Genomic DNA, 22353 nt, shown 5'->3' with positions numbered 1-22353 from the left:
GTGTTCGGACACGTTCAGGTTCCCGGCTCAACGATGGACGCGCTGACCGCGCGGCACGCGACGCACTCCGCCGCGCAGACGCTCGATCATCGGCTGCAGTTCGTCCGGGCCGGGATAGGCCGCCTGCGAACCATAGCGCGTCACGCTCCAATGCGAGACGGCGGCGGCATACAACACCGCCTCGTCGGGCGGCACACCGCGCGCGAGCGCGATCGACAGCGCGCCCGTGAAGCCGTCGCCCGCACCCGTCGTATCGACGACCGCAACAGGGGTCGCCGCGATGAACAGCGTCGAATCGTCAAATGCGGCAACGCAGCCGCCATCGGCAAGCTTCACGCACGCGAGCGCAATGCCGCGCGCATGAAGCGCCTCGGCGGCGCGCGCCGCGCTTTCGTCGTCTTTGATCTCGATGCCGGTCAGTACGGTGGCCTCTTCATTGTTGGGGGTAATGGCATGAAGGTCCGGGAGCAAATCGGCAATCGGCGAAACCGATGTTCGCTCCGTTGGCGACGGATCGAGTACGGCGCGTAAGCCTCGGCGCGTTGCGGTCCGGATCGCGAGCGCCGCCGCATCGGTCGCGATTTCCGCGTCGACCGTCACGACGGCCGAGCGCGGCGCCGCCTCGATCTCGTGCTCGAGCGCGGCGAGGGCCGCTTCGTCCCAGACGTCGTTCGCGTTGTAGACATGCACGATCCGCTTCTTGCCGTCGGGCGGAACGAGAATGACGGCGACGGACGTGGCGTGGCCAGTCGCGACGCGCACGCGCGACACATCGACGCCGGCTCGGCGCAACGGGTCGAGCGCCTGCGAAGCGAGGTCGTCGTCGCCGACCATGCCGATGAGCCGGCTCTCGATGCCGAGCAGCCGCGCGAGATAAGCGACGTTCGCCGCCTTGCCGCCCGAGGGGCGGATGAGCTCGCGGCCGGCAAGCGTCTCTTTCCCGCCGGGCGGCTCATCCACGCGCATCTGGAAGTCTGCGTTGATGCTGCCGATGCTGATTACGGTTTCCATATCCACGGCGTGTGAGGATTTGTCTGATTGCGCCGCAAGACGCATGCCGTGCGCCGTCATGGAGCACCGCATCGAGGTTGCCAGAACCGCAAAGGCCACCGCTTGCCGAGCCGGTCATCGGCCAAACGCGCGCTTCGCCTGCTTGCCCTTATTTTTTTTCGCGCGCAATAATGGCCTTCGATTGGTCCTAACGGCGCGGTAAAGCACGTCCAGCTCTTCCCTGTCCCTTGGCTTCATACGCGGGAGCATCTCCACCCCAAAAGGAGTATCCGGCGGTGTTTCCTTGATCCACCTATTCAAAGGAGATGACAGATGGAAATCCGCAATCCTTCGCCGGGCCTCTACAACGAAGACCTGGCGCCAGCGCGGGAGCGCAAGTGGGGGGCCTTCAGCATCTTCAACGTCTGGACTTCGGACGTGCACAGCCTGTGGGGCTACTACCTCGCCGCGAGCCTCTTTCTGCTGTGCGGCAGCTTCGTCAATTTCTTGCTCGCGATCGGGCTCAGCTCGCTCGTGATCTTCGCCCTCATGAACCTGATCGGCTACGCCGGTGAGAAGACGGGCGTACCCTACCCGGTTTTGGCGCGCGCGTCGTTCGGCGTATGGGGCGCCAATCTCGCGGCGTTGGTGCGCGCCGTGGTCGCCTGCTTCTGGTACGGCGCACAGACGGCGGCGGCTTCGGGCGCGGTGGTTGCGCTGCTCGTGCGCAACGACAGCCTGATGGCGTTCGAGAAGAGCTCGCAGTTGCTCGGCCACTCCACGCTGGAGGTGATTTGCTATGTGGTCATATGGGCGCTGCAGTTGCTCATCATCCAGAAAGGGATGGAGACCGTGCGCAGATTCCAGGACTGGGCTGGCCCGGCGGTCTGGGTCGCCATGCTGATTCTCGCGATCGGCCTCTGTATCAAGGCTGGCGGCTTCTCGTTCTCCCACGGCATTCCGATGAACGTGCTGCTCGATAAAACGAAGGACGCCGGCATCAGCGGTGAACCCGGTTCGTTTTGGGCGCTGATGGCGGTGGGGGCAACCTGGATCACCTACTTCGCGGCGCTATACCTGAATTTTTGCGACTTCTCGCGCTACGCAAAAAACCGCGACGCGGTGAAGAAAGGCAATCTTTGGGGGCTGCCCGTCAACCTGATCGCGTTCTCGCTCGTAGCGGGTATCACGACTATCGCCGCCTTCAAGGTCTATGGTGAAGCGCTGCTCCATCCCGAGCAGATCTCGGCCAAGTTCGACAGCTGGGTGCTGGCACTCATCGCGGCGTTGACGTTCGCCGTGGCCACGCTGGGCATCAACGTGGTGGCCAACTTCGTGTCCGCGGCGTTCGATATTTCGAACGTGTTCCCGAAACATATCAGCTTCAAGCGGGGCGGCTACATCGCCGCGCTGATTGCGCTCGTGCTCTATCCCTTCGCGCCCTGGGAAGGCAATGCGGCGCACTTCGTCAACGCGATCGGCGCGACGATGGGCCCGCTGCTGGGGGTCATTCTCGCGGATTACTACCTGGTGGCCAAAGGCAACATCAACGTCGCGGCGCTTTACGAGGAGCACGGCGAATACCGCTACGAAGGCGGCTGGAACGTCAACGCGATCGTCTCCGCCGGCGTCGGCAGTGTGTTTTCGACTTTTTTGCCCAACCTTACCTCTCTGCTGCCCGTCTGGTGGAACACCTACGGATGGTTCTTCGGCGTACTGATCGGCGGTTGCATGTACCTGATCATGGCGGCGCTGCGGCCGCGCGCCGCGATTGTGCCGACCGCGCGGGTTTGAGCTGACCGATCCGGCCAACCGAGCCGTACGCGCTGCTCACACGGCCGCTTTGTCGCGGCCGTGTGGGTACTGCGGCAACCCGTCCGAAATCGGCAGCCAAGGCAGACGTTGCGACGCCCAGGTGTGATCGTCCGGCGGGACGGCATCGGGCGCGTCGAGGCTGCAGGTCGTCACGTCGATTTCGTCGGGGAAATCGTCGTGTTGGTACGTTAGCGGAGTGCCGCAGTCCGCGCAAAACGTGCGCAAGACCGGCTTGCTCGACGCAAAGCGCGCGATCGTGCCCTGGACGACGCGAAACTCGGATCGCTTCACGCTGAACCATGCAACCAGGGGAGCCGCCGCGCACCGGCGGCAGTCCACGCAGTGGCAAATCGTCGAGTGAAATGGCGCGCCCGTTACCTCGTAACGAACCTTTCCGCATAAACAGCCGCCTGTCAGCATTTTGCCCGCCTCGTCGTTCAAACTTCGTCGTTCGAACGCAAACTGTGTGCCGCGGCGATGGTACGTTGCCAGTCGGCGCCACATGTGACGGGCAAATCGCACTGATGCTGTCGGATGGCAGCGTTGACGTCGCGGCGCGCGAACCCGATTGAAAAAGGGTAATTCGGTCTGAGAAATCGGTACCAGCCAGTCATCCCCCGAGGGTTTCTTCATAGTGCATCCGTGACCGGTTCTACGCGCGGACGCGCACCTATACGAAATGAGAAATCTGAGGACAGTCGTTTTCTTCGTCAACCCGCCGAACAGCGATGACCTTGACTCAGGGCAAAACGGAGAAACCGCCGTATCGAAGGGAGTGCAGCACACCGACTGGGCAAACTTCCCGCACTTGGGCATCCTCTCGCTCGCGTCGTACATCGACTCGCTACCTGGCATGGAGGCAGTCTATGTCGATGGCGTGGTACACCCGCTCTCGGCCATCCTTGGCTTGATTCGCGAGCGGATGCACCAGACGCTCGCCGTATGCCTCAGCGCGATAACGGCAAACTACGAAGCGGCGATCATACTGGCAAAGGAAATCAAGGATCTCGATCCGTCTGTCGCTGTCATCATGGGCAACGATCACTTTTCGTCCCTAAGCAATTCGATTCTCGTCCGGCATAAGGATTTGATCGATTGCGGGTTCGCGGGCAATGAAGTCTACAGTGGGCTCGCCGATTACTTGCGAGATCGACAGCGTCATCGCACGGACGGGGTCTACCCTGGCTGCGTCCGATGGCAGCACGAAGAGATTGTTCGCGACCCGCAGATTCGCGAAGGAATCAACCAGATCGTCGACTACAGTCTGATCGATCGCGGGCTGCAACATACGGCGACATATACGTCCAACTTTGCGCGCCGTCTCGGCGATCGAATTCACAAGCTGACCGGGCGACATGTAAAGAAAGGGGTCCCCGTCGAAATCGGCCGCGGATGTATCAAATTCAACGGCGATGATGCGTGCTCCTTCTGTTCTATTCAATACGGCGGCATGTGGAAAAACGAGCTGCCTGGCGCGCACGCGTGGGAAGCCATCCGCAAAGCATGGCTGTGCGGATACGATTACCTTTACATCACCGCCGACGAATTGCCTCTGACGTTCGCACGATTGATCCTTGATATGGCGCGAACACCCCCTGCTTGGTGGCAATCGCTCGCTTTCGAACAGAGGCCAGTCTTGGTCGGTTACGCGCGAGCTGATGGCATGGAGAAAGGCCACGTGCTTGAAGCAATGCGAGAAATCGGCTTCAGAATTTTGTTTGTCGGCGTCGACGCGGGCGCACCGCTTTCCCTGTTGGCCCTCAACAAGCCCTTGAGACATAAAGACGCCGCCGTGGCGGCAACAAAAATGTACGAGTCCAACCTTCGCGCGCTGCGGAACGCCCGCAAATGCGGCTTGGCGATCAAAGCCGGCTTTGTCCTCGGTCACCTTGGAATGAACGAGACTCTGATGGAAGCGAACGTACAGATGTATATCGATTTTCTTAGGAGCGGGCGGGACGTGATCGTAAGCGCAGACATTGAGTTGCTATCGCCGGAACCCGGATCCAAGGATTTTCTTTACCTAACCGAACCCGATGCCGCCGCCGAGTTATCAAAGCGCCTCGGCCTCGAAATCGCGGAAGACCGTTTGCGGCGTCAAGTCGCCGATCGTTATCGGGGCGTTGACCTGTTCGATCGTGAAATGGCAATAGGAGACTATGTCAGGGCAGTAATGCCTCGCCTCTCCAAGGACCAAATAGCTACCGCTCGGGATCGAGTCAGGGAAGAGTGTCGGCAGCTCGGTATCGTAATCGGAGACAGCATCTGATGGCTATCGAAAAGATGTTCGCGTTCGGCTTGACTTGCCTCGGCTTCGGCTTTATCCCGGGTCCCGCCCTGTTGCAAACGGTATCGCTGACGCTGCAGCACGGGCGCCGGGCGGGGCTGTTATCGGCTTTGGGAATTCACGTTGGCGCGTTCTTCCAGATCTGTCTGGTCGCGTTCGGAGCGGTCGTCGTTTTGCAAACGACCCCGTGGCTATACCACGCGTTGAGGATAGTCGGCGGGGCCTATCTGGTCTGGCTTGGAATCGAGCGGTTGCGTACCAAGCCTGCTCACAACGTGCAGACGGGATTGCCGACCAGAATCGTCTTTTCTAGCGCATTCATCGAAGCATCGAACCCGAAGTCGGCGCTCTTTTATATGTCCTTCCTGCTGCAATTCGCCGACCCCGCCGCATCGATCAATGTAGGGTGGCAACTATTCCTCCTCGGCGCGGCAGCAAACGCTTTCTTTACGATTGCCGACCTGGTCTGCATCGTTCTCGCACATCCGCTTCGCCGTAACGTTAGCTCGGAAGGGACGGCGCTTACTATCGGCCGGTATCTCTCGGGCGCGCTGTTCATAGCCCTCGGGGTCGTTGCGATCGTCGATCGATAACGCGCTATAGGCGGAATCGCATCACCCCGTCCGCGCCCTGGATGCGCACGAGTTCCCCCGCATGCCAGAGCAAATGCAAATGCGCGAGCGCTTCGCCCATCGCGAACGTCATCTGGTGAATATCGAGCTGCCGGCGGAACATGATCGGCACGATGTCGGCCGCGCTTTGCGGGCTGCGAGCGCAAGCTTCCCGCACCTCGGCAAGCCGCGCGTCGTGGTGCGTGCGCAACTGCTCGATGCGCGTATGCAGCCCGCGAAACGGCCGGCCATGGGAAGGCAGCACGAGCGTATCGGCAGGCATCGACTCATACCGGCCGAGCGATTCGAGATAAAGCGCGAGCGGGTCGCCCTCGGGCTCGATATCGAAGACGGACACGTTCGTCGAGATACGCGGCAGGACCATGTCGCCCGAAATCAGTACACCCGCGCTTTCGCTGAAAAGCGCGCAGTGCTCGGGCGAATGTCCGTAGCCGGTGACGATGCGCCATTCGTGAGCGCCGATCGTCACCTTGTCGCCTTCACGCAGGCGCCGGTACTGCGAGGGCATCGACGGCACCAGATTCGAATAGTAGTCCTTACGATTGCGCAGCTTCTCGAGCGCCTCCGGATCGGTCACCCCGTGCCGCGCAAAATGGCGCGCCGCGCCCTCGCCGCCCGCGTTCGACCCGTCGCCGGCCGCCATCACGCGCCCCAACATGTAATCGCCGAGCGAAATCCAAAGCCGCACTTTCCAGCGCTCGCGGGCGCCGCCGTTGCAGATCCAGTCCGCAAGGCCCAGGTGATCGGGATGGCAATGCGTAACCAGCGTGCGAAGGACCGGCAAGCCTTGGAGCCGGGTATCGAAGATCGATTCCCAGTGCCCCCTGATGACGTCGCTCGCGATGCCGCAATCGATGACGGTCCACCCTTGGCGGCCATCGATCTCGTCGCGCAGCAACCAGAGATTGATATGGTCGAGCGCAAACGGCAGCGGCATGCGCACCCAGTAGATGCCGGGCGCCACCTCAAGCGTGGCGGCCGGCTCGACGAGCGTGTCGCCGAACGGATAGTCGAGTTGATGTTCGAGCGGATTCATCGGACGGTTTCAGTCGCGCAGGTTGCGCTTTGTCGAAGTTGACGATAACGTAAACGTCGACCGATTCTACCCGATCCGGCCGGAAAGTCGCAGCCGCCCCCGCGAGCGCCGCACGAATGCGCGAGCGCGTGAGCCGCGCGGGCACATGCCGGCCGAGCCGAAGCGAACACCATGAGCCAGCATTTCACGATCACCGAGCTCGCGCGCGAATTCGACGTAACGCCCCGCGCGATCCGCTTCTACGAAGACCAGGGACTGCTCGCGCCGAAGCGGGAGGGCTCGGGCGGGTTGCGGCGCGTCTACTCGAGCCGCGATCGCACGCGGCTCAAGTTGACGCTGCGCGGCAAGCGCCTCGGGTTTACGCTCTCCGAGATTCGCCGGCTGCTCGATCTGTATGACTCGCCGACCGACACGGTACCCCAGTTGCGGGCGTTTCTCGCCACGATCGCGCAGCATCGCGAGGTGCTCGAGCGCCAGCTCGACGATCTGAACGCGACGCTCGGAGACCTCGCGCGATACGAAGCCCAGTGCCGAGCCATGCTCGCCGAAAACGGGGCGGCCGAGGCCGTGCGCGCATGAAGCACTTTCCGAAGCTCCTTTCCTCGCAGATCGGCTTCGACATGGCGCAGTCGATCCTCGAAGGCTTCAACGGCCACTACGGTGCGTTTCGCGAGGCCGGTGCGCGCGCGAAGACGCTCTTCGAAACGGCCGATTGGCTCGGACTGCAAAAGCTCGCGCGCGACCGGATCGCGTCCTACGACAACCGCGTCCAAGCCTGTGTCGAGCTGCTTCAGGACGAATACGACGCCGAGAGAATCGATGACGATGTCTGGCAGCAGATCAGGCTCCATTACATAGGACTGCTGACGAACCACCTGCAGCCCGAGTGCGCCGAGACGTTCTTCAATTCAGTCTGCTGCAAGATCCTGCACCGGTCGTACTTCAACAACGACTTCATCTTCGTGCGCCCTGTCATCTCGACCGAATATCTCGAGAACGAAGAGCCTGCCGCGAAGCCTACGTATCGCGCCTACTACCCTGGTAAGGACGGCCTCGCGGCGACGCTCGAGCGAATCGTCACGAACTTTCAGCTCGAGGTGCCGTTCGAAAATCTTTCACGCGACGTCGCCTGCATCATCGACACCCTCCACGAGACCTACGGACCGTTCCAGGAAGCGTTCAACTTCCAGGTGCACGTGCTCTCGTCGCTGTTCTATCGCAACAAGGCCGCGTACGTCATCGGCCGGATCATCAACGGCGAGCTGCTGTTGCCATTCGCCGTGCCGATCCGGCATGTGCGCCCGGGTCTGCTCGCGCTCGATACCGTGCTGCTCAGGCGTGAGCAGTTGCAGATCATTTTCAGCTTCTCACACTCGTATTTCCTCGTCGATATGGCCGTGCCATCCGCCTACGTCGACTTTCTCGAGACGATCATGCCGGGCAAGCCGAAGGCGGAAATCTACACGTCGGTCGGCCTGCAGAAGCAAGGCAAAAACCTCTTTTATCGCGACCTGCTGAAGCACCTCTCGCATTCGAGCGATCAGTTCATCATCGCGCCCGGCATCAAGGGACTCGTGATGATCGTCTTCACGCTGCCGTCGTTCCCTTATGTGTTCAAGCTGATCAAGGACAGCTTCCCGGCGCCGAAGGATACGACGCGCGAGAAGATCCAGGAAAAATACCTGCTCGTGAAGCGGCACGACCGCCTCGGCCGCATGGCCGATACGCTCGAATATTCGAGTGTCGCATTGCCGCTCGCGCGGCTCGACGATGCGCTCTTGCGCGAACTCGAAAGGGAGGCGCCTTCGATGATCGAATACGAGGGCGATTGCGTCATCATCCGGCACGTCTACATCGAGCGCCGCATGGTGCCGCTCAACATGTTCCTGCAAAATGGCACGGAAGCCGATATCGAGCATGCGGTCAAGGAGTACGGCGATGCGGTGAAGGAGCTCATCCAGGCCAACATCTTCCCTGGCGATTTGCTCTACAAGAACTTCGGCGTGACCCGCCACGGGCGCGTTGTCTTCTATGATTACGACGAAATCGAATACCTGACCGACTGCAACGTTCGCCACGTGCCGCAGGCGCAAAGCGAGGAAGACGAGCTCTCGGCCGAGACGTGGTACGCCGTCGGCCCCAACGACATCTTTCCCGAAACCTACGGCACGTTCCTGCTCGGCGATCCGACCGTGCGCCGCTACTTCATGCGCCACCATGCGGATATTTTCGACCCGGCGCTTTGGCAAAGACACAAGGAGCAGCTACTCAAAGGCGAATTGCCGGACTTCTTTCCCTACGACAGGAACGCACGTTTTTGCAATCGCTATCCCGAGCGCTTTCACGAGACTTCGCCCGGCGCCGAACCACAGGCGACGGACGAGCCGAGCCACGGCAAGCGAGCGGCTTGAACGGCCGCCGTTTCGCTCGCGGCATTCATTCGAGGACGCCAGTGTCCGGAGCTGTATCAATCCAATCCACCGTCACGACGCATCATGAACGATCAAGACCATCCGCTCGCTCACCTCTTCGCCAACAACCAGTCGTGGGTCAAGCGCAAGCTCGCCGAAGATCCGCAGTACTTCTCGCGGCTTGCCGATCAGCAAACCCCGGAATACCTCTGGATCGGCTGCTCCGACTCGCGGGTGCCCGCCAATCAGATCATCGGGCTGCCGCCCGGTGAAGTGTTCGTCCACCGCAACATCGCGAACGTCGTCGTGCATACGGACCTGAACTGCTTGTCCGTGATCCAGTTCGCCGTCGATTTGCTGAAGGTCAAGCACATCATGGTGGTCGGCCATTACGGCTGCTCGGGCGTCGGCGCGGCCCTGTTCGACAGGCGCGTGGGACTCGCCGACAACTGGCTTCATCACATTCACGACGTGCGCGCGAAGCACGCGGCGCTGCTCGACGAGTGGCCGATGGGCGAGGCCCGGCATCGGCGTCTCGTCGAATTGAACACGATCGAGCAAGTGGTCAACGTCTGTCGCACGACGATCGTGAACGACGCGTGGGCGCGCAGCCAGCCACTCACGGTGCACGGCTGGACCTACGGCGTGCACGACGGACGCATGCGCAATCTCGGCATGACGATTTCGAGCGCCGAGATGCTCGGCAGTACTTACGAACGCTGCGTAGCCGCGCTTTCCGCCAAGCGGGCGAGCGCGGCCGATATCGACATCGTCGCTGCCGACGCCGCCGAGCTGACGAAGGTCGAGGCGGTCGTCGAAGGCGTAATCAAGGAGATCAAGCATGAGTGATGCAAGAGAGAGGTCCAGCGATGCCGTCGTCATCGTCGCCGCGGCGCGCACGCCGATGGGCGGGTTCCAAGGCGAGCTCGCCGCGCTCGCGGCGCCGCGGCTCGGCGCCATTGCGATCGAAGCGGCGCTCGCGCGCGCGGGACTGAAGCCCGAGCAGGTCGACGAGGCACTGATGGGCTGCGTGCTGCCGGCCGGTCTTGGCCAAGCACCAGCGCGTCAGGCCGCGCTCGGTGCCGGCTTGCCGCTTTCCACCGGCTGCACGACCGTCAACAAGATGTGCGGCTCCGGCATGCGCGCCGCCATGTTCGCGCACGACATGCTCGCCGCCGGCTCGGCCGATGTGATCGTCGCGGGCGGGATGGAAAGCATGACGAATGCGCCGTACCTGCTGCCGAAGGCGCGCGCCGGTATGCGCATGGGGCACGGCCAGGTGATCGACCACATGTTCTACGACGGGCTCGAAGACGCCTACGACAAAGGCCGTCTGATGGGCACGTTTGCCGAGGAATGCGCCGGCTCGTTCGGTTTCACTCGCGAAGCGCAGGACGCGTTCGCCGTCGAATCGCTCATGAGAGCACGGCGGGCCAACGAGGACGGTTCATTCTCGTGGGAAATCGCCCCCGCGAAAATCGAAGGCCGCAAGGGCGACGAGGTCCTGATCGCGCGCGACGAGCAGCCGTTCAAGGCGAACATCGAGAAAATCCCGACGCTCAAGCCCGCATTCAGCAAAACCGGAACGGTCACGGCGGCGAACTCGTCTTCGATTTCGGACGGCGCGGCGGCACTCGTGATGATGCGCGCGTCCACGGCCGAGCGGCTCGGCATCGCGCCGCTCGCACGCGTCGTCGGCCACTCCACGTTCGCCCAGGAACCGGCGAAGTTCACGACGGCACCCGTCGGCGCCATCCGCAAGCTCTTCGAGAAAAACGGCTGGCGCGCCAGCGACGTCGACCTCTATGAAATCAACGAGGCATTCGCCGTCGTGACGATGGCGGCGATGAAGGAACACGGCCTGCCGCACGAGATCGTCAACGTGAACGGCGGCGCCTGCGCACTTGGGCATCCGATCGGCGCCTCAGGCGCGCGCATTCTCGTCACGCTCATTGGCGCATTGAGGAAGCGCGGCGGCAAGCGCGGCGTGGCGAGCCTTTGCATCGGCGGCGGCGAAGCGACGGCCATGGGAATCGAGATCGTCTCGTGACCCGCATCGGGCGTCCTCGGGCATCAGGCGGCGCTCGATCGGCTGAGGGCAAGACGCTGCGCGCCTGCCGCGCAGATTCCGCGGTCCGTTAGGGGTCCGAACGATGAAGACAGCACTGATCGTGGGCGCGTCGCGCGGCATCGGGCGCGAGTTCGTGCGGCAATACCGTGGCGCGGGCTGGCGCGTCATCGCGACCGCGCGGGACGGCGAGGCGCTCGACGCGATCGAGGCCGACTTCGAAGCGGAGCCGATTCTGCTCGACGTGACCGAGCCCGATGACATCGACGGGTTGGCCGCCGTGATCGCAGACGAAGAGCTCGATGTGGCCATCATCTGCGCGGGTGTCTACGGGCCGCAGACGGAAGGCGTCGAGTCGTTCTCAGCCGACGATTTCGACCACGTGATGTCCACCAACGTCCGCGGCCCGATGCTGTTGCTGCCCGTGTTGCTGCCGCTCGTCGAATCGGTGGATGGGGTCCTGGCCGTGCTGTCGAGCAGAATGGGCAGCATCAGCGAGGCGACGGGAACGACGGGCTGGCTTTACCGCGCAAGCAAGGCCGCGCTCAACAGCGCGCTGCGCGTCGCCTCGCTGCAAACGCGCCGGGCGACTTGCATCGCGCTCAATCCCGGTTGGGTGCGTACCGATATGGGCGGGGCCAACGCGGCGATCGATCCTGAGCGCAGCGTGTCCGGCATGCGTCAGGTCATTGCGCAGGCGGGCGCCGCGCGGGCCGCTTTCAACGGCCGGTTCGTGCAGTATGACGGGACGCCGGTCGAGTGGTAGCACGAGACGGATCACACCTTCTCGCATCGTCCGTTCGATCGCGGCTTCCAGCAGCGACTCGAACGCAAGGCCTCACAAGGGCCGCCCAATGCTGCAGACATAGCAATCCAAGGCAACCAGCCAGGAGACAAACGAATATGGTGCTCGACCAGGATCACACGATGATCCGCGATGCGGTGCGTACTTTCGTGCGCGATGCCGTCACGCCTTTCGCGGCGCAATGGGACCGGAAACGGACATTTCCTAAGGACGTCCATCGGCAGCTCGCCGAGCTTGGCGCATATGGCGTGCTCGTACCGCACGAATACGGCGGCGCGGGCCTCGACGCGCTAGCACTCGCATTGATTCTCGAGGAAATCGCCGCGGGCGACGGTGGAACCTCGACGGCGATCTCCGTCAACAATTGCCCCGTGTGCAGCATCCTGCTCGCCTACGGCGACGACGCGCAAAAGCGCGACTGGCTCACGCCGCTCGCACGCGGCGAGATGCTCGGCGCGTTCTGCCTCACCGAGCCTCAGGCCGGCTCCGACGCCTCGGCGCTGCGGACCACGGCCGTGCGGGATGGGGACGCGTATGTCATCAACGGCGTCAAGCAGTTCATCACGAGCGGCAAGCATGGCGATGTCGCGATCGTCATGGCCGTGACGGATAAAACCGCCGGCAAGCGTGGCATCAGCGCCTTCATCGTGCCGACGAATACCCCCGGCTACGTCATGGCGCGCGTCGAAGACAAGCTCGGGCAGCATTCGTCCGACACGGCGCAGATCGTGTTCGAAAATTGCCGTGTGCCGGCCGCCCAGCGCATCGGCGCCGAAGGCGAAGGTTATCGGATCGCGCTGTCGGGGCTCGAAGGCGGGCGCATCGGCATCGCCGCGCAAAGCGTCGGCATGGCGCGCGCGGCGTTCGAGGCCGCGCTCGCCTATGCCAAGGAGCGCGAAAGTTTCGGAGAACTGATTTTCGGCCACCAGGCCGTGCAGTTCCGGCTCGCCGAAATGGCGACGCAGCTCGAAGCCGCAAGGCAACTGGTCTGGCACGCGGCCTCACTGAAGGATGCCGGTCAGCCGTGCCTCAAGGAAGCGGCGATGGCGAAGCTTTTCGCGTCGGAGGCGGCCGAACGGATCTGCTCCGCGGCATTGCAGACGTTCGGCGGCTACGGATACGTCACCGACTTTCCGGTCGAGCGCATTTATCGTGACGTGCGCGTGTGCCAGATTTATGAGGGCACGAGCGATATTCAAAAGATCTTGATTGCAAGGCAGTTCGAGTAAGATTCGGCGTTTTCGTCCCCGCACACCGCCGACACCGGATGAACGCAAAGCAACCGACCGCGCCCGTCGCGGGCGCCTGCCCCTGCGGCGGCGCTGCACCGAACCGCCGGGCCGCGGCCGCCGCACCGCGCTTTGCCGTGTGCTGCGGCCGCTATCTGAGCGGCGCGGCCGTGCCGCCTACGGCGCTCGAGGTGATGCGCTCCCGCTATACGGCCTATGTGGTCGGCGACACAGACTACCTCCGCGCGACATGGGATTCTTCGACCTGCCCCGCCGATCTCGCGGCCGACATCGACGCGCCCGATGCACCGCGCTGGTTGGGGCTTCAGATCAAACGTTTCGAAGCGCTCGACGATCGGCACGCCATCGTGGAATTCGTCGCTCGATTTAAAACGGGGGGTCGCGGACACCGGCTGCAAGAAGTCAGCCGTTTCACGCGCGGCGACGATGGACGCTGGCGCTACGTGGACGGCGACGTAAGCGAGCGCTAACCTCGCTGCTCTGCCGTCGGTCTTTCCATCGCTTTTCACCCGGTACGCCGGACGTTAATGTCCGGCAAGCCCGGGTTCTCCTTTATTGCGCAGGCGAATATCGGCGGGCTACGATTGGGCTCGCTTGTGACGTGCATCGTTCAGACGAATCGTTGCTAGCCGAAGGCGTTCGCCGCCGGCTGGAACTGCGCTTGGGCGATCGATAGGACTCCCTATCGATTTTTCGAGCGCAACGGGTGCGCGTCACATTCCCGCGCTTTTTCGCCACCGATTGCCGGCGACGCCTCGTCGCACGACCAATGGGACGAATTGTGACCATTGCCGGCCTTTTTTCGAGCAACGGCCCAGCGAAGTGAGCGCGGATACTGATCCGGGATGGACGAGAGAGGGACCATCGCCGTGACAACCGATTTTCTGAGCAGGCGCGCATGAGTTGGAAAAAAGTTTGGGTTGGATTGGCATGTGCGTGCGCATGGATGAGCGTCCATGCGGGCTCGAGCTCAACGAAGCAAGACGTCGCACTCGCCACTAGCCCCGGTGGGCCGCTTTCGGCCTCGAACGTGACACGCCTCGAGTTCGGCGAGTCGGACATGCCGGTCCTCGCCGCCGATCTCAATGAGCGCGTCGTCCGCGTTCCGGTCGATAGCGCGGGCTCGATCACGCTCGAAACCACGATCTTCAAGCCCAACGGTCCAGGACCGTTTCCGATAATCGTCTTCAATCACGGCAAGATGGCGGGCGACCCCCGCGCGCAGGCGCGCAGCCGTCCGCTCGCGTTCGCGCGAGAGTTCGTGCGCCGCGGCTATGTCGTCGTCGCCCCCAATCGCGAAGGCTTCGGCAATTCCGGCGGCACCTACCGCCAGGAAGGTTGCGACGTCGAAAAGAACGGCGACGCGCAAGCCGACGACGTCGCCGCCACGATTGCCTATATGTCGAAGGAACCGTACGTCGATGCTTCGCGGATCGTCGTGGCCGGCACGTCGCACGGCGGTTTGGCGACGATCGCTTACGGCATGCGGGCGGCGCCTGGCGTGCGCGGCCTCGTCAATTTCTCCGGCGGACTGCGGCAAGACGCCTGCTCGGGGTGGCAGGACAATCTCACGAACGCGTTCGAAGCCTACGGCGAGAAAGCGCACGTGCCGTCGCTCTGGCTCTACGGCGACAACGACTCGATCTGGACGCGCGAGCTGACCGAGCGCATGTATGCCGCCTATGTCGGTCACGGCGCGAGCGCCAAGATGATCGACTTCGGATCGTACAAGAACGACGCCCACCGGCTCGTCGTCGATCGCGACGGCGTATCGATCTGGTGGCCCGCCGTCGACGCGTTCCTCGCGCGCATCGGCATGCCGACGCGGCCCGAATACCAGGTCGAAACGCGTCCGATGCCGCAAGCGACGGGTTACGCGGCCGTCGATTCGGTCAACGCCGTGCCCTATCTCGATTCGGCGGGCCGCGCGGCGTACGGCAAGTTCCTGCATCAATTCCCGAGCCGTGCCTTCGCGGTCGCGAGCTCCGGTGCCTGGTCGTGGGCGGAGGGCGGCGACGATCCGATGTCGGTGGCGCTCGCCAATTGCAGCAAGGAGAACCACGGCGAGCCATGCCAGCTCTATGCGGTCAACGACTCGGTGGTCTGGAACGACGGCACGCAAACAGCCTCGTCATCGCCATCGAGCGGCAACGACACGAGCGGCGTCGGCGGTACCGGCACCGTTGCCCATCCCTCGCTTGCCAGCCGCTGGTAAGTCTGCCATTGCGATTCGCTCACCGGCGCGCGGCTGACCGCCCGCGCCGCTCACGTTTTTCATGAATTTTTGCCGGCGTGCGGCGTCATTCTGCCGTCGTCAACGCCATTCAACGTTCGCGATCTGCTCCGAAGCGCCCGGAGCTGCGTCGAATGGCCCGCAAAACGCGCCGTTCGCGGCCGCACGGAGTGCGTGCATCGTCGAACGGAACGCGCTACTCTCACGTCCGCCTTGGCTCGCATGCCGCGACGAACGCGCGGCTCGCGAGCTCGCAAAGCGATGGACAGGTCCGCGTTTTCCTCGCGCGGACGCAACGGACGAGATTTTGAAGCGTATGAACGTCGACGCTCCCAAGCAAGTAACCAGTACGAGTCCCACGACGCACGGACGCACCAGCAGCCGGACGGACGAAAGGGGCGCACACGAATGGGTTGCACGCAGCCTCGCGGCGGTCTGGCACCCCTGCACGCAGATGAAGCACCACGAGCGGCTGCCGCTCGTTGCCGTGGCGCGCGGCGAAGGTGCATGGCTCTTCGATCACGACGGGCGCCGATATCTCGACGCGATCAGCTCATGGTGGGTCAATCTGTTCGGTCACGCGAATCCGCGTATCAATGACGCGTTGAAGGCGCAGCTCGACACGCTCGAACACGCGATGCTCGCGGGCTGCACGCATACGGCCGCCGTCGAGCTCGCGGAGCGGCTCTCGCGGCTCACGCAGGCTACGCTCGGCCATGCGTTCTTCGCGTCGGACGGCGCATCGGCCGTCGAAATCGCGCTGAAAATGAGCTTCCACTATTGGCGCAACAGCGGCATGGATGAGAAGTGCGAATTCGTCTGCATCGCGAACGGCTATCACGGCGAAACGATCGGCGCCCTCGGCGTCACGGACGTCGCGTTGTTCAAGGACGCCTACGACCCGCTGATCCGTTGCGCGCACGTTGCGGCATCGCCCGATGCGCGCCTCGCGCAGCCCGGTGAGACAGCAGCCGATGTGGCCCGGCGCGCGCTCGAAGACGTCCGCGCACTTTTCGAATCTCGGGCCGAACGGATCGCGGCATTGATCGTCGAGCCGCTCGTGCAATGCGCGACCGGCATGGCAATGCACGACCCGTCGTACGTCGCCGGCCTGCGCGCCTTGTGCGACGAATATCGCGTGCATCTGATCGCCGACGAGATCGCCGTCGGCTGCGGACGCACCGGTACTTTTTTCGCCTGCGAGCAGGCCGGCGTCTGGCCCGATTTCCTCTGCTTGTCGAAGGGAATCAGCGGCGGCTATCTGCCCTTGTCGATCGTGCTGTCGCGCGACGAGGTGTTCGCCGCGTTCTACGACGACGATACGACGCGCGGCTTCCTGCATTCGCATTCGTACACGGGCAATCCGCTCGCTTGCCGCGCGGCGCTCGCGACGCTCGATCTGTTCGAAGCCGACGACGTGCTGGCCACGAACGAGACGAAATCGTCGGCACTGTTCGCGGCGCTTGGCTCGCTCGCCTCGCACGAGAAGGTGCGTCATCTGCGCCGTCGCGGAACGCTGATCGCTTTCGATGTCGCCCTCGAAGGCGATGCCGCGCGCACGTTCTCGCGACGCTTCTTCGCCAACGCGCTTGCGCGCGAGCTGCTGATGCGTCCGATCGGCACGACGGTCTACCTGATGCCGCCATATATTTTGGACAACGAACAAATCGCATGGCTTGCCGCGCGAACGCGCGAGACGTTCGACGCGACGCTTGCGGGCGAGGAGCGCTGATGCATTTGCTCGACTCGCTCCGAGAAGCCCTCGCCGATCTCGATGCACGCGGCCTGACACGCCGCCGGCGCACCGCCGGGACGCCCTGCGGCGCGCATATGAGCGTGGACGGACGCGAGATAGTAGGCTTCGCGAGCAACGACTACCTCGGCCTCGCCGCGCACCCGAAGTTGACGGCCGCGCTCGCCGAGGGCGCCAAACGCTACGGCGCGGGCAGCGGCGGCTCGCACCTGCTCGGCGGCCACTCGCATGCGCACGCGCAACTGGAAGACGATCTCGCGGCGTTTTGCGGCGGCTTCGTCGATGCGCCGCGCGCCCTCTCGTTCAGCACCGGCTATATGGCGAATCTCGCGACGCTGACGACGCTTGCCGGCCGCGACACGACACTTTTCTCCGACGCGCTCAACCATGCCTCGCTGATCGATGGCGCACGGCTCTCGCGCGCCGACGTGCAGATCTATCCGCACGGCGATACGGCTGCGCTCGCGGCCATGCTCGAGGCCTCCGATTCGAGCGCCAAGCTCATCGTGACGGACGGCGTGTTCAGCATGGACGGTGACATCGCACCGCTCGGCCGTTTGCTGGCGCTCGCCGAGCGGCATGGCGCGTGGCTCGTCGTCGACGACGCGCACGGCTTCGGCGTGCTCGGGCCGCAAGGGCGCGGCGTGCTCGCCGAGCACGCGCTGCGCTCGCCGCATCTCGTCTATGTCTGCACGCTCGGCAAGGCGGCCGGTGTGGCGGGAGCGGCCATCGTCGCGCACGAGACCGTGATCGAATGGCTCGTGCAGCGCGCGCGGCCCTATATCTTCACGACGGCCGCGCCGCCTGCGGTCGCTCATGCCGTTTCGGCGAGCCTCGAATTGATCGCAAGCGATGAAGGCGACACCCGCCGTGCGCATCTCGCGACGCTGATCGAGCGCACACGCGCCATGCTTCGCCGAACGCGCTGGCAGCCCGTCGATTCGCAAACGGCGATTCAGCCGCTCGTGATCGGCGACAACGAAGCCACGCTTGCGCTCGCCGCGCGCTTCGACGCCGAGGGGCTCTGGGTGCCGGCGATTCGGCCGCCGACGGTGCCAGCCGGCACGTCGCGGCTGCGCATTTCGCTTTCGGCCGCGCATTCGCTCGACGATCTGGCCAGGCTCGAAGCAGCGCTCTGTCGAATCGACGAGGGAGGCCAGGCATGAACGCGCCGCTCTCGCTCTTCGTCACGGGTACCGATACCGAGATCGGCAAGACCTTCGTCTCTTGCGCCCTGCTGCACGGCTTCAAGCGCGCGGGCCTACGCGCCGCGGCGATGAAACCGATCGCGGCCGGAGCCGTCGAGCGCGACGGGCAATGGCACAACGAGGACGCGGATCAGCTCGACGCCGCCGGCGGCGTTTTGCTGCCGCCCGAACTGCGCACGCCGTATCTCTTGAAAGCGCCGGCGGCACCGCACATCGTCGCAGCGCACGAAGGCGTCGCGCTCGATATCGCCCACATCGTCCAGTGCCACGCGCGAGCCGCGAAGCTCGCCGATATCGTCGTCGTCGAAGGCGTCGGCGGTTTTCGCGTGCCGCTCGACGACGAACACGACACGGCCGACCTCGCCCGCGCATTGGCACTGCCCGTTGTGCTTGTCGTGGGCGTGCGCCTCGGCTGCATCAGCCATACGCTGCTGACGGCACAAGCGATCGCCGCGCAAGGACTGCGCATCGCCGGCTGGGTGGCGAATGTCGTCGACCCAGCCATGCTGTACCGCGACGAAAATATCGATACGGTGCTCAAATGGCTCGCTCGCGAACACGATGCACCGCTCCTCGGCATCGTGCCGCATCTGGCACCCGCTTCGCCCGAGCAAGCCGCGCAGACGATCGATATCGCAGGACTCCTAAAGATCTTGCGTACTCAGCCGCCGCCGAGTTAGCGCCGCTTCCTCCCATCACCGCTTACGCGAATTTTGACGAATTCGGAACGACGACCCAACAGCGTTCCCAAGCCTCGAAGGATCGACGATATGACTCAAGCCCAAACCGAAAGCGCGTCGCCGATGGCCGCCCCCCAAACACCCGGTACCGTTCGCTGGCGCGTCGGGGACGTTGCGGCACTTTACGAGCTGCCGTTCAACGATCTCCTCTTTCGCGCGCAGCAAGTGCACCGCGAGCATTTCGACGCGAACGCCGTGCAGCTTTCGACATTGCTGTCGATCAAGACGGGCGGCTGCGAGGAGGACTGCAAATACTGCTCGCAGTCGTCGCACTATGAAACGGGCCTCAAAGCCGAGAAGCTGATGGACATCGGCGAGGTCCTCGCCGCGGCACGCACGGCGAAGGACAACGGCGCGACGCGCTTTTGCATGGGCGCCGCGTGGCGCAGCCCGAAAGACCGCCACCTCGAGCCGATCAAGGAAATGATCCGCGGCGTGAAGGCGATGGGCCTCGAGACCTGCGTGACACTCGGCATGCTCGAGGACCATCAGGCGAAGGCGCTGCGCGAAGCGGGCCTCGACTACTACAACCACAACCTCGATACGTCGCCCGAGTTCTATGGGCAAATCATTTCGACACGCACTTACCAGGACCGGCTCGAGACGCTCGAACGCGTGCGTGGCGCAGGCATCAACGTCTGCTGCGGCGGCATCGTCGGCATGGGCGAGTCGCGCCGCGAGCGCGCGGGACTCATCGCGCAACTCGCGAACATGGACCCCTATCCGGAATCCGTGCCGATCAATCATCTCGTCGCGATCGAAGGCACGCCGCTCGGCGAAGTCGAGCCTCTCGATCCGTTCGAGTTCGTGCGCACGATCGCCGTGGCGCGCATCACGATGCCGCGAGCGATGGTGCGACTCTCGGCCGGCCGCCAGCAAATGAACGATGCCGTTCAGGCACTTTGCTTCATGGCCGGAGCGAACTCCATCTTCTACGGCGACGCGTTGTTGACGACGGGCAATCCGCAGGCGGACGCCGATCGGAAACTCTTCGACCGCCTCGGCATACGCGCGCAGAGCGCGGGGGATCTGCCGGCGGCGCAAGACGTATGCAAAGAGGCATGCCGCAACGACTAAAGTCCGTTGTGCGGGTTCGCGAGCGCGGGGCCGAGAAAGTAGAATGAGAGGGTTCGCCCCTTCGTTCAGAGACTCGTCGACCTACCGTACGCAGCACGCATGAAGATTCTCTTCCACACGCCGCAGGCAAACGAAGCCGACCACTGGCTGCCGTCGCTCGCACGCGCGCTACCCGTGGCGCATATACGCGCGTGGGAGCCCGGCGATGTGGCCGATGCCGACTACGCGCTCGTATGGCGTCCCCCGCGCGAGCTGTTCGCGCGGCGCGCCGGGCTCAAAGCGATCTTCAATCTCGGCGCGGGCGTGGACGCTTTGTTGTCGCTCGAGCGCGAAGCGCCGGGAACGCTGCCGCATGGCGTGCCGATCGTCCGGCTCGAGGATACGGGGATGGCGGCACAAATGGCCGAGTACACGACGTACGCGGTGCTACGCTACATGCGCCGCTTCGACGAATACGAACTCGCGCAGCGGCAAGCCGATCCGAGCTGGCGCGAACTCGCGCCGCATGCGCGCGAAACCTTTACGGTCGGCGTGCTCGGGCTGGGCGCGCTCGGCGCTCATGTTGCGCAGGCCCTGGCATCGCTCGGCTTGCCCGTGCGCGGCTATAGCCGGAGCGATAAAACATTGGAGGGTGTCGAAACGTTCTCGGGCGAAGCTAATCTCGACGCGTTTCTCGATGGCCTCAAAGTGCTCGTCAATTTACTGCCGAGCACGCCCGATACCGACGGTATCCTGAACCGTCGGACTTTCGCGAAGGTCGCGCGCGGCGCCTATCTCGTGAACCTCGCGCGCGGCGCGCATGTCGTCGAGGCGGACTTGCTGGATGCGCTTGCGCAGGGACAGATCGCCGCGGCCACGCTGGACGTGTTCGCGACGGAGCCGCTGCCGCCCGATCACCGCTTGTGGCGGGAGCCGCGCGTGACGGTCACACCGCATATCGCGGCCTTGACGCTGCGCGAGCCGGCCATCGCGCAGATCGCGCAAAAGATCGCCGCGCTCGAGCGCGGCGAGCCGATCGGCGGCATCGTCGATCCGGTGCGGGGGTACTGAGAGAACAACATCGCGAATATCGATCGGCAGTCCTTACGAATCGACTGGAGAATGACATGTCCTTGCCTCGCGCAGTGAAGATCGTCGAAGTCGGCCCGCGCGACGGGCTGCAGAACGAGAAGCAGCAGGTGCCGGCCGCGGTGAAGATCGAGCTCGTTGATCGGCTCTCGGCGGCAGGGTTTCGCAACGTCGAGTCGGCGTCGTTCGTGTCGCCGAAGTGGGTGCCCCAAATGGCCGACGCCGCCGAGGTGATGGCGGGCATCGCGCGCCGCCCCGGCACGATCTATTCGGTGCTCACGCCGAACCTCAAGGGCTTCGAAGGCGCGCTGGCTGCGCAGGCCGACGAAGTGGTCATCTTCGGGGCCGCGAGCGAGGCTTTCTCGCAGCGAAACATCAATTGCAGTATCGCGGAGAGCGTTGCGCGCTTCGAGCCCGTCGCGCGAGCCGCGAAAGACAATGGTCTGCGGCTGCGCGGCAGCATCTCGTGCGCGCTCGGATGCCCCTATCAGGGAGATGTGCCGGTGCCCGCGGTCGTCGACGTGGTGCAGCGTTTCGCCGAACTCGGCTGCGACGAAATAGACATCGCGGACACCATCGGAGTCGGCACGCCGAAGCGCACGCATGAGGTGTTCGCGGCCGTGACGAAGGTTTTTCCGCGCGAACGGCTCTCGGGGCACTTTCATGACACTTACGGTCAGGCGCTCGCCAACATCTACGCCTCGCTGCTCGAAGGCATCGAGATCTTTCACGCGTCGGTGGCGGGTCTCGGCGGTTGTCCCTACGCGAAGGGCGCGACAGGAAACGTCGCGACGGAGGATGTGCTCTATCTGATGAACGGCCTTGGAATCGAAACCGGCGTCGATCTCGATCAAGTCGTCGACATCGGCCACTTCATTTCGTCGGCGATCGGCCGACCCAACGCGTCGCGCGCCGGCCGTGCATTGCTCGCAAAGCGAAATGCGGCGCAATGCAGCGAAGCAAGCGAGCAGGCGTGACGC

Annotated in this window: 20 protein-coding genes; 17 read left to right on the top strand and 3 right to left on the bottom strand. The window is 63.9% G+C overall.

All coding sequences use genetic code 11. The features are described from left to right. Positions 1 to 27: 27 nt before the first annotated feature. Complete coding sequence (locus tag B0G57_RS15400) at positions 28 to 1011, bottom strand: PfkB family carbohydrate kinase (RefSeq protein ID WP_026229751.1); 984 nt, start codon at positions 1009 to 1011, stop codon at positions 28 to 30. A 312-nt stretch (positions 1012 to 1323) separates the two neighbouring features. Between B0G57_RS15400 and B0G57_RS15395 the strand changes: the two genes are divergently transcribed. After that, on the top strand, positions 1324 to 2784 hold the full coding sequence (locus B0G57_RS15395) for an NCS1 family nucleobase:cation symporter-1 (RefSeq protein WP_018441100.1): 1461 nt from the start codon (positions 1324 to 1326) through the stop codon (positions 2782 to 2784). Between the two features lie 36 nt (positions 2785 to 2820). Here B0G57_RS15395 and B0G57_RS15390 read toward each other — a convergent pair whose 3' ends face one another. Continuing rightward, positions 2821 to 3225 carry a GFA family protein gene (locus B0G57_RS15390; protein ID WP_035468763.1) on the bottom strand — a complete coding sequence of 135 codons (405 nt, stop codon included), beginning with the start codon at positions 3223 to 3225 and terminating at the stop codon, positions 2821 to 2823. Between the two features lie 259 nt (positions 3226 to 3484). On the opposite strand from B0G57_RS15390, the gene B0G57_RS15385 reads away from it, so the two are divergent. Together B0G57_RS15385 and B0G57_RS15380 are read left to right on the top strand one after the other, a co-directional pair. Then, complete coding sequence (locus B0G57_RS15385; RefSeq protein WP_018441102.1) at positions 3485 to 5074, top strand: B12-binding domain-containing radical SAM protein; 1590 nt, start codon at positions 3485 to 3487, stop codon at positions 5072 to 5074. Then, the gene (locus B0G57_RS15380) at positions 5074 to 5685 is read left to right on the top strand and encodes a LysE family translocator (RefSeq protein WP_018441103.1); all 612 of its coding nucleotides are present in this window, start codon (positions 5074 to 5076) and stop codon (positions 5683 to 5685) included. Before B0G57_RS15385 ends, B0G57_RS15380 begins: the two co-directional genes overlap by 1 nt. Positions 5686 to 5689: 4 nt before the next feature. Here B0G57_RS15380 and B0G57_RS15375 read toward each other — a convergent pair whose 3' ends face one another. Then, positions 5690 to 6760 (bottom strand): MBL fold metallo-hydrolase, encoded by a 1071-nt coding sequence (locus B0G57_RS15375; RefSeq protein ID WP_018441104.1) that lies wholly within the window; start codon positions 6758 to 6760, stop codon positions 5690 to 5692. Between the two features lie 171 nt (positions 6761 to 6931). Between B0G57_RS15375 and B0G57_RS15370 the strand changes: the two genes are divergently transcribed. From B0G57_RS15370 to B0G57_RS15305, 14 genes are all read left to right on the top strand, one after another. Then, complete coding sequence (locus tag B0G57_RS15370) at positions 6932 to 7339, top strand: MerR family transcriptional regulator (RefSeq protein ID WP_018441105.1); 408 nt, start codon at positions 6932 to 6934, stop codon at positions 7337 to 7339. Next, positions 7336 to 9171, top strand: a complete 1836-nt coding sequence (gene aceK, locus B0G57_RS15365) for a bifunctional isocitrate dehydrogenase kinase/phosphatase (RefSeq protein ID WP_018441106.1) — start codon at positions 7336 to 7338, stop codon at positions 9169 to 9171. Before B0G57_RS15370 ends, aceK begins: the two co-directional genes overlap by 4 nt. 84 nt (positions 9172 to 9255) lie before the next feature. Beyond that, a complete protein-coding gene (gene can / locus B0G57_RS15360; protein WP_018441107.1) occupies positions 9256 to 10020 on the top strand; it encodes a carbonate dehydratase in 765 nt (254 codons plus the stop codon). Further along, positions 10013 to 11221 carry an acetyl-CoA C-acetyltransferase gene (locus tag B0G57_RS15355; RefSeq protein WP_018441108.1) on the top strand — a complete coding sequence of 403 codons (1209 nt, stop codon included), beginning with the start codon at positions 10013 to 10015 and terminating at the stop codon, positions 11219 to 11221. Before can ends, B0G57_RS15355 begins: the two co-directional genes overlap by 8 nt. A gap of 103 nt (positions 11222 to 11324) precedes the next feature. Then, complete coding sequence (locus B0G57_RS15350; RefSeq protein WP_018441109.1) at positions 11325 to 12005, top strand: SDR family oxidoreductase; 681 nt, start codon at positions 11325 to 11327, stop codon at positions 12003 to 12005. A 137-nt stretch (positions 12006 to 12142) separates the two neighbouring features. Beyond that, positions 12143 to 13273, top strand: coding sequence for an acyl-CoA dehydrogenase family protein (locus B0G57_RS15345; RefSeq protein WP_018441110.1), 1131 nt, complete (start codon positions 12143 to 12145; stop codon positions 13271 to 13273). 38 nt (positions 13274 to 13311) lie between these two features. Further along, positions 13312 to 13764, top strand: coding sequence for a YchJ family protein (locus B0G57_RS15340; protein ID WP_018441111.1), 453 nt, complete (start codon positions 13312 to 13314; stop codon positions 13762 to 13764). A 428-nt stretch (positions 13765 to 14192) separates the two neighbouring features. Continuing rightward, positions 14193 to 15509: a dienelactone hydrolase family protein gene (locus B0G57_RS15335; RefSeq protein ID WP_051090046.1), complete on the top strand. Its 1317-nt coding sequence runs from the start codon at positions 14193 to 14195 to the stop codon at positions 15507 to 15509. A 334-nt stretch (positions 15510 to 15843) separates the two neighbouring features. Beyond that, on the top strand, positions 15844 to 17259 hold the full coding sequence (bioA, locus tag B0G57_RS15330; RefSeq protein WP_102607128.1) for an adenosylmethionine--8-amino-7-oxononanoate transaminase: 1416 nt from the start codon (positions 15844 to 15846) through the stop codon (positions 17257 to 17259). Next, positions 17259 to 18446 carry an 8-amino-7-oxononanoate synthase gene (bioF, locus tag B0G57_RS15325; RefSeq protein WP_018441114.1) on the top strand — a complete coding sequence of 396 codons (1188 nt, stop codon included), beginning with the start codon at positions 17259 to 17261 and terminating at the stop codon, positions 18444 to 18446. The genes bioA and bioF overlap by 1 nt, the downstream gene beginning before the upstream one ends. Then, the gene (gene bioD / locus B0G57_RS15320) at positions 18443 to 19168 is read left to right on the top strand and encodes a dethiobiotin synthase (protein ID WP_018441115.1); all 726 of its coding nucleotides are present in this window, start codon (positions 18443 to 18445) and stop codon (positions 19166 to 19168) included. Before bioF ends, bioD begins: the two co-directional genes overlap by 4 nt. Before the next feature lie 90 nt (positions 19169 to 19258). Continuing rightward, positions 19259 to 20305 (top strand): biotin synthase BioB, encoded by a 1047-nt coding sequence (gene bioB / locus B0G57_RS15315; protein WP_018441116.1) that lies wholly within the window; start codon positions 19259 to 19261, stop codon positions 20303 to 20305. A 99-nt stretch (positions 20306 to 20404) separates the two neighbouring features. Then, on the top strand, positions 20405 to 21355 hold the full coding sequence (locus tag B0G57_RS15310) for a 2-hydroxyacid dehydrogenase (protein WP_018441117.1): 951 nt from the start codon (positions 20405 to 20407) through the stop codon (positions 21353 to 21355). A gap of 56 nt (positions 21356 to 21411) precedes the next feature. Then, positions 21412 to 22350 (top strand): hydroxymethylglutaryl-CoA lyase, encoded by a 939-nt coding sequence (locus B0G57_RS15305; RefSeq protein WP_018441118.1) that lies wholly within the window; start codon positions 21412 to 21414, stop codon positions 22348 to 22350. Positions 22351 to 22353 lie beyond the last annotated feature (3 nt).

It is taken from the genome of Trinickia symbiotica, assembly GCF_002934455.1.
GTDB classification, from domain to species: Bacteria; Pseudomonadota; Gammaproteobacteria; order Burkholderiales; family Burkholderiaceae; genus Trinickia; species Trinickia symbiotica.
Note: the sequence above shows the minus strand (reverse complement) of the source record. Positions and strands in the feature narration are given on the sequence as shown.

What these genes read in the sequence shown, in the direction of transcription:
- can (WP_018441107.1), top strand. Translation starts at nt 9,256, where the DNA reads ATGAACGATCAAGACCATCCGCTCGCTCACCTCTTCGCCAACAACCAG.
- B0G57_RS15340 (WP_018441111.1), top strand. Translation starts at nt 13,312, where the DNA reads ATGAACGCAAAGCAACCGACCGCGCCCGTCGCGGGCGCCTGCCCCTGC.
- B0G57_RS15370 (WP_018441105.1), top strand. Translation starts at nt 6,932, where the DNA reads ATGAGCCAGCATTTCACGATCACCGAGCTCGCGCGCGAATTCGACGTA.
- bioD (WP_018441115.1), top strand. Translation starts at nt 18,443, where the DNA reads ATGAACGCGCCGCTCTCGCTCTTCGTCACGGGTACCGATACCGAGATC.
- B0G57_RS15395 (WP_018441100.1), top strand. Translation starts at nt 1,324, where the DNA reads ATGGAAATCCGCAATCCTTCGCCGGGCCTCTACAACGAAGACCTGGCG.
- B0G57_RS15345 (WP_018441110.1), top strand. Translation starts at nt 12,143, where the DNA reads ATGGTGCTCGACCAGGATCACACGATGATCCGCGATGCGGTGCGTACT.
- B0G57_RS15400 (WP_026229751.1), bottom strand. Translation starts at nt 1,011, where the DNA reads ATGGAAACCGTAATCAGCATCGGCAGCATCAACGCAGACTTCCAGATG.
- bioA (WP_102607128.1), top strand. Translation starts at nt 15,844, where the DNA reads ATGAACGTCGACGCTCCCAAGCAAGTAACCAGTACGAGTCCCACGACG.
- bioB (WP_018441116.1), top strand. Translation starts at nt 19,259, where the DNA reads ATGACTCAAGCCCAAACCGAAAGCGCGTCGCCGATGGCCGCCCCCCAA.
- B0G57_RS15335 (WP_051090046.1), top strand. Translation starts at nt 14,193, where the DNA reads ATGAGTTGGAAAAAAGTTTGGGTTGGATTGGCATGTGCGTGCGCATGG.
- B0G57_RS15375 (WP_018441104.1), bottom strand. Translation starts at nt 6,760, where the DNA reads ATGAATCCGCTCGAACATCAACTCGACTATCCGTTCGGCGACACGCTC.
- B0G57_RS15305 (WP_018441118.1), top strand. Translation starts at nt 21,412, where the DNA reads ATGTCCTTGCCTCGCGCAGTGAAGATCGTCGAAGTCGGCCCGCGCGAC.
- B0G57_RS15390 (WP_035468763.1), bottom strand. Translation starts at nt 3,225, where the DNA reads ATGCTGACAGGCGGCTGTTTATGCGGAAAGGTTCGTTACGAGGTAACG.
- B0G57_RS15380 (WP_018441103.1), top strand. Translation starts at nt 5,074, where the DNA reads ATGGCTATCGAAAAGATGTTCGCGTTCGGCTTGACTTGCCTCGGCTTC.
- B0G57_RS15310 (WP_018441117.1), top strand. Translation starts at nt 20,405, where the DNA reads ATGAAGATTCTCTTCCACACGCCGCAGGCAAACGAAGCCGACCACTGG.
- B0G57_RS15385 (WP_018441102.1), top strand. Translation starts at nt 3,485, where the DNA reads ATGAGAAATCTGAGGACAGTCGTTTTCTTCGTCAACCCGCCGAACAGC.
- B0G57_RS15355 (WP_018441108.1), top strand. Translation starts at nt 10,013, where the DNA reads ATGAGTGATGCAAGAGAGAGGTCCAGCGATGCCGTCGTCATCGTCGCC.
- aceK (WP_018441106.1), top strand. Translation starts at nt 7,336, where the DNA reads ATGAAGCACTTTCCGAAGCTCCTTTCCTCGCAGATCGGCTTCGACATG.
- bioF (WP_018441114.1), top strand. Translation starts at nt 17,259, where the DNA reads ATGCATTTGCTCGACTCGCTCCGAGAAGCCCTCGCCGATCTCGATGCA.
- B0G57_RS15350 (WP_018441109.1), top strand. Translation starts at nt 11,325, where the DNA reads ATGAAGACAGCACTGATCGTGGGCGCGTCGCGCGGCATCGGGCGCGAG.